General features: G+C 46.2%; 13 protein-coding genes. 11 read left to right on the top strand and 2 right to left on the bottom strand.

What is annotated here, in order from left to right; genetic code table 11:
* From DW205_RS22660 to DW205_RS20380, 10 genes are all read left to right on the top strand, one after another.
* A partial coding sequence (locus DW205_RS22660; RefSeq protein ID WP_233523168.1) for a hypothetical protein occupies window positions 1-213 on the top strand: 213 nt, incomplete at its 5' end.
* 48 nt (window positions 214-261) lie between these two features.
* Window positions 262-1,512, top strand: a complete 1,251-nt coding sequence (locus tag DW205_RS20415) for a GAF domain-containing sensor histidine kinase (RefSeq protein ID WP_005868229.1) — start codon at window positions 262-264, stop codon at window positions 1,510-1,512.
* Window positions 1,509-2,876 (top strand): sigma-54 dependent transcriptional regulator, encoded by a 1,368-nt coding sequence (locus tag DW205_RS20410; RefSeq protein WP_005868228.1) that lies wholly within the window; start codon window positions 1,509-1,511, stop codon window positions 2,874-2,876. The genes DW205_RS20415 and DW205_RS20410 overlap by 4 nt, the downstream gene beginning before the upstream one ends.
* Window positions 2,877-2,941: 65 nt before the next feature.
* Window positions 2,942-3,169: a ferredoxin family protein gene (locus DW205_RS20405; protein WP_005856324.1), complete on the top strand. Its 228-nt coding sequence runs from the start codon at window positions 2,942-2,944 to the stop codon at window positions 3,167-3,169.
* Window positions 3,170-3,183: 14 nt separating this feature from the next.
* Entirely contained in the window at window positions 3,184-4,263 is a 1,080-nt protein-coding gene (locus tag DW205_RS20400) for a 3-methyl-2-oxobutanoate dehydrogenase subunit VorB (protein ID WP_005868226.1), read from the top strand.
* Between the two features lie 5 nt (window positions 4,264-4,268).
* Entirely contained in the window at window positions 4,269-4,439 is a 171-nt protein-coding gene (locus DW205_RS22395) for a hypothetical protein (RefSeq protein ID WP_005868224.1), read from the top strand.
* Between the two features lie 12 nt (window positions 4,440-4,451).
* Window positions 4,452-5,216 carry a thiamine pyrophosphate-dependent enzyme gene (locus DW205_RS20395; RefSeq protein WP_005856318.1) on the top strand — a complete coding sequence of 255 codons (765 nt, stop codon included), beginning with the start codon at window positions 4,452-4,454 and terminating at the stop codon, window positions 5,214-5,216.
* A gap of 18 nt (window positions 5,217-5,234) precedes the next feature.
* Window positions 5,235-5,777 carry a 2-oxoacid:acceptor oxidoreductase family protein gene (locus DW205_RS20390; RefSeq protein WP_005868223.1) on the top strand — a complete coding sequence of 181 codons (543 nt, stop codon included), beginning with the start codon at window positions 5,235-5,237 and terminating at the stop codon, window positions 5,775-5,777.
* 104 nt (window positions 5,778-5,881) lie between these two features.
* Entirely contained in the window at window positions 5,882-7,963 is a 2,082-nt protein-coding gene (locus DW205_RS20385) for a putative porin (RefSeq protein WP_008778282.1), read from the top strand.
* A 9-nt stretch (window positions 7,964-7,972) separates the two neighbouring features.
* Complete coding sequence (locus DW205_RS20380; RefSeq protein ID WP_005868219.1) at window positions 7,973-8,797, top strand: transporter substrate-binding domain-containing protein; 825 nt, start codon at window positions 7,973-7,975, stop codon at window positions 8,795-8,797.
* 2 nt (window positions 8,798-8,799) lie between these two features.
* Here DW205_RS20380 and DW205_RS20375 read toward each other — a convergent pair whose 3' ends face one another.
* The gene (locus tag DW205_RS20375; RefSeq protein ID WP_005868217.1) at window positions 8,800-10,668 is read right to left on the bottom strand and encodes an ATP-binding protein; all 1,869 of its coding nucleotides are present in this window, start codon (window positions 10,666-10,668) and stop codon (window positions 8,800-8,802) included.
* Window positions 10,669-10,804: 136 nt separating this feature from the next.
* On the opposite strand from DW205_RS20375, the gene DW205_RS20370 reads away from it, so the two are divergent.
* Complete coding sequence (locus DW205_RS20370; RefSeq protein WP_008778281.1) at window positions 10,805-12,085, top strand: DEAD/DEAH box helicase; 1,281 nt, start codon at window positions 10,805-10,807, stop codon at window positions 12,083-12,085.
* Between the two features lie 96 nt (window positions 12,086-12,181).
* Here DW205_RS20370 and rho read toward each other — a convergent pair whose 3' ends face one another.
* Window positions 12,182-14,158, bottom strand: a complete 1,977-nt coding sequence (gene rho / locus DW205_RS20365; RefSeq protein WP_005868216.1) for a transcription termination factor Rho — start codon at window positions 14,156-14,158, stop codon at window positions 12,182-12,184.
* Window positions 14,159-14,240: the final 82 nt, after the last annotated feature.

Here is a 14,240-nt window from a genome sequence, read left to right as displayed (position 1 = left end):
TTGTTATTGAATGTGTCTACCTATATCAGCATAAGACAAACTAAATGGGTATCGGTAAACTTTTACCCAAATATACCAGAGATCATCCCTCTTTACCCTATAGAATACAAACGCCGTGCCAAAGCATATAACTCACTAACAAACAATATTATACACAAACAGCGAATATTCCATCTTTGGGTAACGGGTAATATCCTTACTCAAAACGGGTAAATTCTTACTCAAAAAGAGTACATTTGCCCATCCTAATATCCGAGAAGCATGTTATCCTTATTCAAACGACACACAAATACACCGCAGCCCGAACTCAGCAAGATGCTTTCCGAGTTCAACCGTTCCTTGATGCTTATCGCAGATAAGTCCCTACTGATCAATAATTTTATCTCCAAGATCAGACAGATATGCCCTGTAGAGATCATTCATCTTTTTCTATTAGATGAGAATACGGGAAAGTATAAACCGCAAGACAGCCCGTTATCCTCTTCCCTCTCTTTCAATGGAAAAGATAAACTGATCAGTTGGCTATTCGTGAACGAACGCTCGCTTCTGCTCTCCCAAAATCCCGATATAGCGGATTACTTCACGGCCGAGGAGCGGGAGAAGCTGGAGCAACTCCAAGCGGAACTCATTTACCCGCTCAAAGTGATGAATAAGGTGAGCGGCGTGATTATGCTGGGAAAGAAGACAGATCGCACCGGTTTTACCGAGAATGAGCTGGGGCTTCTCTCCCTCTTGTTCAACCAAGCGGCATTCGCCATCGAACATGCCTCCCTTTATGAGATCCAATCCGAACGAATCAAGAAGATGTACCGGACCGACCGGCTCGCCACTTTAGGGGAACTGGCCGCCGGAGCCGCCCACGAGATCCGTAACCCGCTGACCGCCATTCGTAGCACGATCCAATACTTAAGCAAGGATTTCTCGGCCGATCCCGTGAAATCGGAGATGGCCACGGAACTCATCTCCGAGGTGGAGCGTATCAACAAGATCGTGCAAGGCCTGCTCTCTTTCGCCCGTCCATCCGCCTTGAATTCATCGGAAGTCAATCTGGAGCAATTGATCAACCAGACATTGCTACTCGTCCATAATACGCTGAAGAAGCAACAGGTCGAGGTGGAATTTGAATATTTCCATGAGAATACCGCCTTGCAAGCGGATGCCGAGCAACTCAAACAAGTATTTCTCAACATCATCCTCAACGCAGTGGAGGCGATGAGCCAGAATCCCCCGGAACGCTCACGTACATTAATAATTAGTATAGAGAAGGGAGCATCCATTGACGATCATTCCCATTACCTGCTCCTCTCCTTCGAGGACAGCGGAAAAGGCATCGGCGAGAAAGATCTGGATCACATCTTCAATCCCTTCTTCACCACCAAAGACGAGGGGACTGGTTTAGGACTCGCCATCTGTTACGGTATCATCAACCGCCACGAGGGCGAGATCGAGGTACACAGTACTCCCGGCAAAGGCACATGTTTCACCATCAAGTTACCGCAATATATAGTATGAAAGCAAAAATAGTAGTAGCCGACGACGAGCCGCGCATCCGTGCGATGATCGCCCTGCTCTTGAAAGAAGACGGATACGAGGTACAAACCGCCGCGAACGGACAAGAGGCCGTAGACGCCCTCCTCTCCTTCCGTCCCGACGTGATCTTGCTAGACCAGCAAATGCCGGTGCTTACCGGCGTGGAGGCATTGGAGAAGATCAAACGGCTATGCCCGAACCAAGTCGTCGTGTTCATAACCGCTTTCGGTTCCGTCTCCTTGGCGGTAGATGCCGTAAAGAAAGGCGCTTACGATTTTATTGAGAAGCCTTTTGACAACGATAAGTTGCTCCTTACCGTAAGCCGTGCCGTAGAGCATTGCCGGATGAAAGGCGAGATCAAGTACTTGAAAAACAAGTTAGGAGATATGAACACCGGTATCATCGGCGAGAAAAGCGGACTGAGGCAGGTCATGCTCCAAGTGGAACGGGTGGCGGAAACCGACGCTACCGTCTTGATCCACGGAGAGAGTGGAACCGGAAAGGAACTGATCGCCTGGGCGATACACGACCGGAGTAAACGCGTGAGCCAGCCTTTCGTGGCGATCAACTGTGGGGCGATCCCGCTCACCTTGATGGAGAGCGAGCTTTTCGGGCATGAGAAAGGCGCCTTTACCGATGCCAAGGAAACACAAGCCGGCACGTTCGAGCGGGCAAATGGCGGTACCCTGTTCCTAGACGAGATCGGCGAGCTCCCGCTAGACGCCCAAGTAAAATTACTGCGTGTATTAGAAGAACGTAAGATTACCCGCATCGGAGGCAAGAAAGCGATCCCCGTCAATGTCCGGATCGTGGCGGCTACGAACCGGAACTTGGAAGAAGAAGTAAGACTGGGTAAATTCCGTCTGGACCTGCTCTATCGGCTGAATGTCTTCACCATACAGCTTCCACCCCTTAGGGAACGGAAAGAGGACATCCCGTTGCTGGCCGCATTTTTCCTTCGCAAACATAATTCCTTGCTCAATCTCTCGATCGAGAGCATCACGCCCGAGGCTATGGATCAGTTATGCGCCTACGACTGGCCCGGTAACGTACGGGATTTAGAGAACGCCGTACAAAGCGCCATGATACTCTGCGTAGACCGGCAAATCCATCCCGGACATCTGCCCGCCCGTATCAAAAGCTACCAGATGGAGCGACTGACAGCTCCTCAGGAAGCGGAAGAAGACACCTCGCTCCGTGATACGAACTCCTTGGCGGAGAAGGCCCGCATCCTGTCCGCGCTGCAAAAGCATAACTATAACCGTACCCTGACCGCCGAGGCTTTAAATATCAGTAGAAAGACGCTATTCAACAAAATGAAACGTTATAATCTTGGCAACGAGTAATTTTTTACTAACTTTGATGCCTCAATAGAAATGTGTTACATTTAGACTTTAAATAAACAAGTATTATGGCGAAAATAAAAGGAGCTGTTGTTGTAAACACAGAGCGCTGCAAGGGATGTAACCTTTGCGTAGTAGCCTGCCCGTCGGATGTACTGGAGTTGCACCCACGAGAAGTAAACAACAAGGGGTATCACTATGTGTACATGAAGAACCCGGACGCATGCATCGGTTGCGCTAGTTGCGGGTTAGTTTGTCCGGACGGTTGTCTAACGATCTACAAAGTAAAAATATAAAGTTATATCAAGATATGGCAGAAGATATAAAATTAATGAAGGGTAACGAGGCCATCGCCCATGCGGCTATCCGCTATGGCGTGGACGGTTACTTCGGCTATCCGATCACTCCACAGTCGGAGATATTGGAAACCCTTATGGCAGAGATGCCGTGGGAAAAGACCGGCATGGTAGTCTTACAAGCGGAGAGCGAGGTAGCCGCTATTAATATGGTATACGGCGGAGCTGGCACTGGAAAGAAAGTGATGACCTCTTCTTCCAGTCCGGGCGTGAGCTTGAAACAAGAAGGTATTTCTTATATCGCGGGAGCGGAGCTTCCTTGTCTGATCGTGAACGTTATGCGTGGCGGTCCCGGATTAGGAACGATCCAGCCGAGTCAGGCTGATTATTTCCAGACCGTGAAAGGCGGTGGCCATGGCGATTACCGTTTGATTACCTTGGCACCCTCTTCCGTACAAGAGATGGCCGATTTCGTAGGCCTTGGTTTTGATCTGGCTTTCAAATACAATAACCCCGCTATTATCTTGGCGGACGGTATCATCGGACAGATGATGGAGAAAGTGGTTATGCCTCCCTATCATACCCGTCGTACCGAGGAAGAGATTATCGCTCAATGTCCTTGGGCCGTACAAGGAAAGAAGGGCGGACGCAAAGGTAACGTCATCACTTCCTTGGAGCTAGACCCGGCGAAGATGGAAGAGAACAATATCCGTTTCCAAGCGAAATATCGCAAGATCGAGGAAAACGAGGTTCGTTACGAGGAGTTCCAATGTGAGGACGCTGATTATCTATTGATTGCGTTCGGTTCTTCCGCCCGTATTTGCCAGAAGGTAGTTGAGATCGCCCGTGCGGAAGGTATCAAGCTTGGCTTGTTACGCCCGATCACGTTATGGCCGTTCCCGACAAAAGTGATCGCCACTTATGCGGATAAGGTAAAAGGTATGTTATCGGTTGAGTTGAACGCCGGACAGATGGTAGAGGACGTTCGCCTAGCCGTAAATGGTAAGGTGAAGGTAGAGCACTTTGGCCGATTGGGTGGAATCGTATTCACCCCGGATGAGGTATTGAACGCGCTGAAGGAAAAATTATTCTGATCCGTATGACACGAGGAAGTAAAGCTGACGAGATATTGACGCTGGTTTTTATGCTACTGGCCATAGCTGCCGTGGTATGTTACTTCGCTGTTAGCGATAAGACCGTATTCTTGTATTGCGGTGGAGCGGCGATCGTATTGCGGCTGGTGCAATATGTCCTAAGATATATACATTAATAATTAAAGATTATGGAACTCAACGATATAATTAAACCGGAAAATCTGGTGTATGAAAAGCCCAGATTGATGAATGAAAATCCCATGCACTACTGCCCCGGTTGCAGCCACGGTGTGATACATAAGCTAATCGCCGAGGTTATAGCCGATATGGGTCTGGAAGATAAGACAATCGGTATCTCCCCCGTGGGATGTGCCGTATTCGCATATAACTACTTGGATATCGATTGGATCGAGGCAGCCCACGGACGTGCGCCAGCCATCGCTTCTGCCGTTAAACGCTTGAATCCGGAGAAGATGGTATTCACGTATCAAGGAGATGGTGACTTGGCGGCTATCGGTACGGCCGAGACGATTCATGCAGCCAACCGTGGCGAGAATATCGTGATCGTATTCGTAAATAACGCGATCTATGGTATGACCGGCGGACAGATGGCTCCGACTACACTGGAAGGCATGCCCACAGCTACCTGTCCTTACGGACGCAACATCGCCTTGAACGGTTACCCGCTGAAGATCGGTGATTTATTAGCCCAATTGGAAGGAACTTGCTTGGTAACACGCCAAAGCGTACAGACAGCCGCAGCCGTACGGAAAGCGAAGAAGATGCTTCGTAAGGCTTTCGAGAACGCTATGGCCGGTAAGGGTACTTCTGTGGTAGAGTTCGTCTCCACTTGCTCATCCGGCTGGAAGATGACTCCGGAAAAAGCCAATAAATGGATGGAAGCGAACATGTTCCCCTTCTACCCGCTGGGCGACTTAAAGAATGTTGAATAAGTAATACGGTAAACGACAATGAAACAAGAAATAATTATAGCAGGCTTCGGTGGACAAGGTGTATTGTCTATGGGTAAGATCTTGGCCTATTCCGGTTTGATGGAAGGCAAGGAGGTTAGCTGGATGCCTTCATACGGACCTGAGCAACGTGGCGGTACGGCCAACGTAACCGTTATCTTGAGCGACGAGCGTATCAGCTCACCCGTATTGAATGAATATGATATCGCTATTATCTTGAACCAACCTTCCATGGATAAGTTCGAGAACAAGGTGAAACCGGGCGGTATTTTGATTTACGATGGTTATGGCATCCATACGCCCGCAAAGCGTACGGATATTAACGTATATCGGGTAGATGCCATGGACGCCGCTACCGAGATGAAGAACGAGAAGGCATTCAATATGTTGATCTTAGGTGGGTTGCTTAAAATCGCCCCGATGGTTCAATTGGAGAACGTCATGCTAGGATTAAAGAAATCCTTGCCCGAGCGTCACCATCATTTGTTGCCGATGAACGAGACAGCCATTAAGAAAGGAATGGAGATTATACAGAAAATATAAGAAGCTCATTCATTGATGTGCCGATATGCCAATTAAGTTTTCTGATTGGCATATTGGCATATTTTATAATTGGCACATTATTTTTTGTTATATCTTTGCAACCCATGAAGTATTATCTATACATATTACTTTTTCTGATAGGAACGGCGGCTTCCGCGCATGCGCAAGGACGTTCCGGGAGCCGGGGAGGACGAGGTGGATTCTCGTTATCTAATTTATCATCCTCAAACAAGGAAATACCGGATAGCTTGCTGCAAACAGATAGCGCGGCGCTGAAATCAAAACGAATCATCGGTTATCGGCTCACGCCTCTTTTGGGAGAACGTTATATCGCTCCTATGGATACCAATCGATTAAATTTCGGGAATAGTACGTTGGTGGAAGCGAACTCATTGGCCGTAGGTTATCTGGCGAATGTGGGATCGCCGGCGCAAACCCGTATTTTTAACGAACGTAAGGAGGAACGTGATTTCATCTTCGCCGATGCCTATGATTATTATATCACGACCCCGACAAACGCTTATTTCTATGATACCAAAGTACCCTATACCCAAGTGACTTATACGACAGGAGGAGCTAGCCAGAATAAGATGGACCGACTGAAAGGGGTACTGACCATGAACTTTGGCAAGAAGATCAATGTCGGTGGCGAGATGGATTATATCTATAGCCGCGGATATTATAACTCCAACGGTAATAAATTATTAAGTTATCGTTTTTTCGGAAGTTATATCACCGACCGTTACGAGTTAAACGCTTATTTAAGTAATTTCAATTTCGTAAACTACGAGAACGGTGGACTTACAAATGACCAGTATATCACGAATCCCGATGACTTGGCCGAGAATCAAAGAAATATCGATAGTAAATCATACCCTGTCCGTTACACGGACACATGGAACCGTGTCCGTGGAAAACAATATTTCCTGACACAGAGATACAATCTCGGTTTTACCAAAGAATTGGAAGAAACCGATGAGGAAGGGAACGTAAAAGAGGTATTCATTCCGGTTTCCAGTATCATCCATACCATCGATTACGAAGATAACCGCAGACGCTTTATCTCTAATGATGCCGGGATCGATACCTGCTACACTCATCTTTATGGTATGGACGCATCTTTGAATGACCAGACTTCCTCCTGGAATTTAAAGAATACTTTTGCGTTGGCCTTGCGGGAAGGTTTCCAAGATTGGGCTAAGTTTGGGCTGACCGCCTTCGTTACTTTCGAGAAACGCCGGTTTAGATTGGCATCCCAAGTTCCCGGACTGGATTACGGTCCGGATGGTCGTGGAAGCTCTGAGCCGAGTACATTAAATTTCCCTACTTCCGAGGTATATGATGAGTTTACGACCTACATCGGAGGCGAATTATCCAAACGCCGTGGTAGCCTTCTTACCTACAATGTCCGTGGAGAATTAGGACTTGCGGGAAGTGACGCCGGAGAGGTTCGAGTGAGCGGAGACTTACAGACCAAATTCAAGCTTTTCAAGAAAGACGCTACCATCAAGGCGGAAGGATATATCAAGAATATCACCCCGGCGTTTTACCAACGTCACCATCATGGGCGTTACTATTGGTGGGATCTATCATTGAAAAATGTGCAAAGGATTTACGCCGGAGCGAAAATCAACTTGGAATCCACCCGTACCCAGTTATCCGGAGGAGTGGAAAGTATCCAGAATTATGTATTCTTCAACGGCAAAGGTTTGCCGGAGCAAAGCAGTAAGAACATCCAAGTTGTCTCAGCCCGTATCAAGCAAGATATCATGTACCGTGCGTTCGGATGGGAAAATGAGGTAGCCTACCAGCTTTCTAGCGAGAAGTCTCAACTTCCGTTGCCGGATATCAGCGTATACTCGAATATATATCTAGCGTTTAAGTTGGCGAAAGTATTAACCGTACAGATTGGTGCGAACGTATACTACAACACCGCTTATTACGCTCCTTATTACGAGCCGGCTACCCAGCAATTCCAAGTACAGGAAGGCGATACGAAGGTGAAGGTTGGCAATTATCCGTTAATCAACGCTTATGCGAATTTCCATTTGAAGCAAGCTCGCTTCTTCATCATGGCATACAATCTAGGCTCTAAGTTCGTTGACCCGAATTACTTCTCTCTTGCGCATTATCCGTTGGACCCGATGGTCTTGAAAATGGGTATCTCCGTGACTTTCAATAATTAATCGATTGCCATGAGATCTAAGAAGTTGCTTATCCTATACGCTTTTCTACTGATTGTCGCTGTAGTGACAATGGTACAGCTTTGGAGACTTAACCAACGTCCCCAAGAGATCGGACCTCGTGATTATCCGGAAATCAAGGAAGAAGGAATTCTCCGGATGATAACCGAATACAATCAATCCGGGTATTTCGTATCAGGCGATACAGTGCAAGGTTTTCAATACGAGCTTAGCCAAGCGATCGCTAAATTATCCGGATTGGAGGTTCAGACGCATTTGGAAATGAGTTTAGCGAAAAGTTTCGAGGAATTATCGGACAACAAATGCGACGTAATCGCAAGAAACATACCCATCACCTCCGAGATGCGGGAAAACTACCTGTTCACCGAACCGATCGTTCTCAACAAGCAAGTCTTGGTACAACGTACGGCAGAGGCGAACAACGGACAAGCCCCTATCCGTAACCAATTGGATTTAGCCCAAAAGACTTTATACATACCGAAAGATTCCCCGGCCTTATTGCGTCTGCAAAATCTGGGACACGAGATAGGCGATACGATCTACGTGGTGGAAGATGAGTTATATTCTACCGAGCAGCTTATGATCATGGTAGCCAAAAGCGATATCGATTATGCCGTATGCGACCAACAAATCGCTCGCATGACCCAGAAAAACCTGCCGGAAGTCGATATCCTAACGGATGTCAGTTTTACCCAATTGCAATCGTGGGCGGTCCGTAAAGACTCCCCTGTCCTACTGGATAGCCTAAATAGTTGGCTCCAGCAAATCAAGAACAGTGGATTATACGACCAAATTTATAAGCGCTATTACAAATAGCGCTATTCGTGAGACGGCAAAATAAAGGAGAACTCTGAACCTACCCCTAATTCAGAAGTAACATGTATCGAACCTCCCATCTTAACAACTAATCCTTTGCAGATAGCCAGTCCTAATCCGATACCTTCCATATAGTCGTTTATTTTCACGAAACGACCGAAGACATCTTTCAATTTGTCCTTATCGATACCGATTCCCGTATCCCTTACGTAAAAACGTAATTGATTATCCGGTTGAATGGTATATCCCATCGTGATGCTACCTTCTTTCGTGTTCTTGATAGCGTTGTTCACCAAATTATTAATCAACTGCAACAGACGCATGCTATCCGTACCGAACATATGGTGGTCAGCCCCTTTCTCTAAAACTAACTTGACTCCTCCCGGGACCCGTAACTTGGCGGAAGCATAAATCGTATCCATCAATTCACTAACATCTAATTGCTCATATGTGATCTTTATCGCATCCGCCTCAATCTTCGAGATATCCAAGATGTCATTGATCAATTGCATCAACAATTGGTTATTCATCTTGATCACATCGTAGTACGACATACGTTCCTCATCCGTATCAGCAAAAGCCATCAATTCAGAGAAGCCGGTAATCGCATTCAAAGGAGTCCGGATCTCATGGCTCATATCCGCCAGATATTTCGATTTCATCTTATCAGCGGCCTCGGCCTTCACCTTCGCCTCCTCAAGGCTTAATTCTTGATTCTTCCGTTCCTGAATATTCGTTGAACATCCAAGGATAACCGAAGGTCTTCCTTTCTCGTCCCGTTCATACACGGTAGCGAATACCTCTCTCCAAACATATTCCTTCTTGCCGGGAAATAGCATACGTGCCTCGATCCTTGCCTCAGAGATTTCCCCTCGGCAAAGACGGGTAAACATATTATGATAATGTTCTTGATCATCCGGATGCGCCCGGCTGATAAACTGCCCCCATGACACCTCTATCATATCTTCCGACATGGTATTCCAATCGTTCAAGGTCACAACGGAATCCTTGAAATTATGGGTACTGTCCGGATCGATGAAGATCGAGCATGTACGTATATCACTTATCCGCAATGCCATTTTCGTCAAGATCCGGGTTCTTCTCAAAGTATTCTCCGTAGCCAACTCGGAAGTTATATCTCTCCATAAAGCCAAGACAAGCGGCTTGCCATTATTTAGGGAAATAGGATATTTAGCGATCTCTATATCCCGGTAATCGCCGGAGGCCGATTTTACCTTGCCCTTGAATCTAGCGGTCAGTCCTGTCTTGATCACGTTCATATCGGTTTCCAGACGCTCCTCGGCGGTCATCAAGGCATTATAATTCACCTCGAAATCATCATGTCCCTCGATCTCCCGGGTTTCAATACCCGTTATTTCCTCCATAAAATGATTCCAATACAGGTAATTAAAATGGTTATCCCCATCTTTCACGAAAACCCCCAACGGTAACCGATCTAATATCGTATTGATCAGTTCTTGTAGATTGTTTTCTGTTTTCAGAGAAGATACATCGCGTGTATAAACGATTACAAGCTCCTCATTAAAAAGGCTTGCTTGCGATAGATAATAATAGTTCTTTCCTTCAAAAGAGACCTCAAAAGAGAAATCCACTTTCACTTGCTCCTCGAAAACACGTTTAACCGCAGCTCTATAGATCTCATATTGATCGTAGTTCTTCCCGTCCGGGAACAACGCTTGAGGTTGCTTTCCGATACAGTTATTCGCTAAATAATGATAATAATCGTCTTTTGCAGAAATAACCTTGACAAGAGTAAGATTTCGATCTACTAATACAATCGTATCGGGACTCTTCTCCATGATCATCTCTAATCCAGACTGAACGTTACTTCCGCTTTCTAGACTATTCATATTAATTCTTTCGTTTTTGGGGTATAACTCGGGGATAAAGGTATTTATTTTTCTATTTATCACCAAAGAGAAACCTACCTATTGCATAATATTTCTAAATAATCTTTATCTTTACCGGGAATTTGAATGTAAAAAGATGAGATTTGATGAATTAGATTTGGAAGATGCCGTATTAGACGGGCTTTATGACATGAATTTTGACGAAACGACTCCAGTCCAAGAGTTAACGATTCCTGTCATTTTAGAAGGTAAAGACATCATCGCTTGCGCACAGACCGGAACCGGTAAAACGGCGGCGTATGTTTTGCCAGTTATTAATGAACTAAGCAAAGGTTGTCATCCGACAGACGCGGTGAATGCGGTCATTATGGCACCGACCCGGGAATTGGCTCAACAAATAGACCAACAAATTCAAGGATTCACTTATTTTATACCTTCCGTATCCGCAGTAGCCGTGTATGGAGGTACCGACGGAATCGCTTGGGAACAACAAAAGAGAGGTTTAGAGATGGGTGCGGATATCGTGATCGCTACCCCGGGACGTTTATTGTCCCATATTAAGTTAGGTACTGTAGATTTGTCTAAAGTGTCGTTCTTCGTCTTAGACGAGGCGGACCGCATGCTGGATATGGGTTTTTATGACGACATCATGCAGGTTCATAAACAGCTGCCCCCCTACTGCCAGACGATCATGTTCTCGGCTACCATGCCGCCTAAGATCCGGACGTTGGCTAAAACCATCCTAAAAGATCCGGAAGAAGTCAAGATCGCTATCTCACGCCCACCCGAATCTATCATGCAAACCGCATATATCTGCTACGATCCACAAAAGCTCAAGATTCTACAAGATCTCTTCACTCAAAGCCGCCCTCAACGAGTAATTATCTTCTCCTCTTCTAAAATGAAGGTGAAAGAATTAGCGTCTACCTTAAAAAGATTAAAGTTCAATGTAGCCGCCATGCACTCGGATCTAGAGCAATCCCAAAGGGAGGAGGTCATGAAAGAATTCAAGAGCGGACATATCGATATCCTTGTGGCTACGGATGTCGTAGCACGTGGAATTGATATCAATGACATCAAGTTGGTCGTGAACTTCGATATCCCGCATGATCCGGAGGATTACGTACACCGAATCGGACGTACGGCACGGGGTACGAACGGCGAAGGATTGGCGATTACTTTCGTATCGATCGACGAACAAGCACAATTCAAGCGCATAGAGGATTTCTTGGAAAAAGAGGTTTATAAGATACCGGTCAGCCCGGAATTCGGTGAAGTGCCCTTGTATGAGCCGGAAAAATACGGTATGAATAAAAGAGGCAGAGGACGGCCTCGTAAAAGTGAGGATAAAGGATCATCCTCGAGCCCACAAAAACGAAATATGGGACATCGTGGAAGGCCTAAAAAGGCGCAATAAAAGCACTATACTTTTTATTTGAAAAACACTATACTTTTGGAGCTAAAACAATATTGCTTTGAACTCAAAAGTATAGTGTTTTTTTATGGGATATTATCAACCGTTCATGGATGCCAAGAATTCCATATTATCAACGGTTTGTTCCATCCGTTGCTTAACAAATTCCATAGCCTCCATAGAGTTCATGTCTGATAGATATTTGCGTAAGACCCACATACGGTTCAACGTGCTCTCATCCTGCAATAAATCATCACGGCGAGTGCTGGAAGCCGTGATATCCACAGCCGGATAGATACGCTTATTGGATAATTTACGATCCAATTGTAACTCCATATTACCCGTACCCTTGAATTCCTCGAAGATCACGTCGTCCATCTTAGAGCCAGTCTCCGTAAGGGCGGTGGCTAGAATCGTAAGGCTACCACCATTCTCAATATTACGGGCGGCACCAAAGAAACGCTTCGGCTTCTGCAACGCATTTGCGTCCACACCACCGGAAAGCACCTTACCGGAAGCCGGTTGTACCGTATTATAAGCACGAGCCAAACGAGTGATCGAGTCCAGAAGAATCACGACATCATGACCACATTCTACCATTCGTTTCGCCTTGTTCAATACGATCTCAGCGATTTTCACGTGACGTTCAGCCGGTTCGTCGAATGTAGAAGCGATCACTTCCGCATCTACGCTACGAGCCATATCCGTAACCTCCTCCGGACGTTCGTCGATCAATAATATAATCATATAAACCTCGGGATGGTTGTAAGCGATAGCGTTCGCGATATCTTTCAACAACATCGTCTTACCGGTTTTCGGTTGAGCGACGATCAAACCACGTTGCCCTTTTCCGATCGGGGAGAATAAATCAACCACACGTACGGCGATATTATCGTATACTTTCGGTGATTTACGTGCCGTAAGCATGAATTTCTCATCCGGGAATAACGGGGTCAAATGATCAAAAGGAACCCGGTCGCGAACCTCTTCCGGCGTACGTCCATTGATCTTGTCCACTTTCACCAACGGGAAATACTTCTCACCTTCCTTCGGCGGACGGATCGAACCTTCTACCACGTCACCCGTTTTCAAGCCAAATAACTTGATCTGGGATTGAGAGACATAAATATCGTCCGGTGAAGTCAAATAGTTATAATCTGAAGAACGAAGGAAACCGTAACCATCTTGCATCATCTCCAACACGCCGGTTCCTGTAAGGATGCCATCAAACTCATACATTTTCTCTTGAGCCTGCTGGTTGTTATTAGCGTTATTGTTATTACGGTTGTTATTATGATTATTCTGTCGATTGTTCTGTCGAGGATTATTCTGCTGGGGAGCGGCCTCGGGTTGAGGTTTGTTAGCCTCGGGTTTCGGAGCGGAGAACGGGAAAATTTGATCCAATACGGATTTAGCGTCCGGATGGCGGAATACGATGCGCTTAGGCTCTTCTTCTGTCGCTTGTGGAGAAGTGGTTTCTTCCGCTACCTCTACAGGAGTCGTATTTTCCGGCAAAGCGGCTTCTTCTTCCGTTTCAAGTTCCGCCACAACAGGAGGCAACAACGGTTTCTCCACCGGGCTCTCTGCTACCGCCGGAGTTTCCACGGCCGAGATTTCCGTTACCGTAGAGATCGTTTGCGGCTCTTTCGAAACCACCACTTCCTTGTTATCCTCGGAAGGAGCGATAGCGCCCGCTACCTTTTCCTTTTTCTCGATACGGACTCTTTTCTTACGTTCAGGCTGCTCTTTTTGCTCTTTCTTGTCAGCCGGAGCAGTCACTAGCTTTTCCGGAGCCTGTTGGGTACTCTCTGCAGTTTCGGCAGTCTCAGCCTTCGCCACTTTAGGAGATTTGGCCGGACGGCCTCTCTTACGGCCCTCTGCAGGCTTCTTAGCCTCTTTCTCTTTCATCTTTTCAGCCTGGATGCCGGCATAGGAGATCGCTTGCTCATCAAGAATCCGATAAACCAACTCTTCTTTCTTTAAGCTGCTAACTTTTTTTATTCCCAACTCTTCCGCGATACTTTGAAGTTCGGGAAGAAGTTTTTCATTTAGTTCTAGAATGTTATATTTCTGCATATTGCGAAGTAATAATATAAATGGTACATACACACGGATCACATATACAAACACGATGTACGCCCAATGGTATCATTGTATC

Source organism: Parabacteroides sp. AM17-47 (genome assembly GCF_003434625.1).
GTDB lineage: Bacteria > Bacteroidota > Bacteroidia > Bacteroidales > Tannerellaceae > Parabacteroides > Parabacteroides distasonis.
This window is presented reverse-complemented; position numbering and strand designations above follow the sequence as displayed.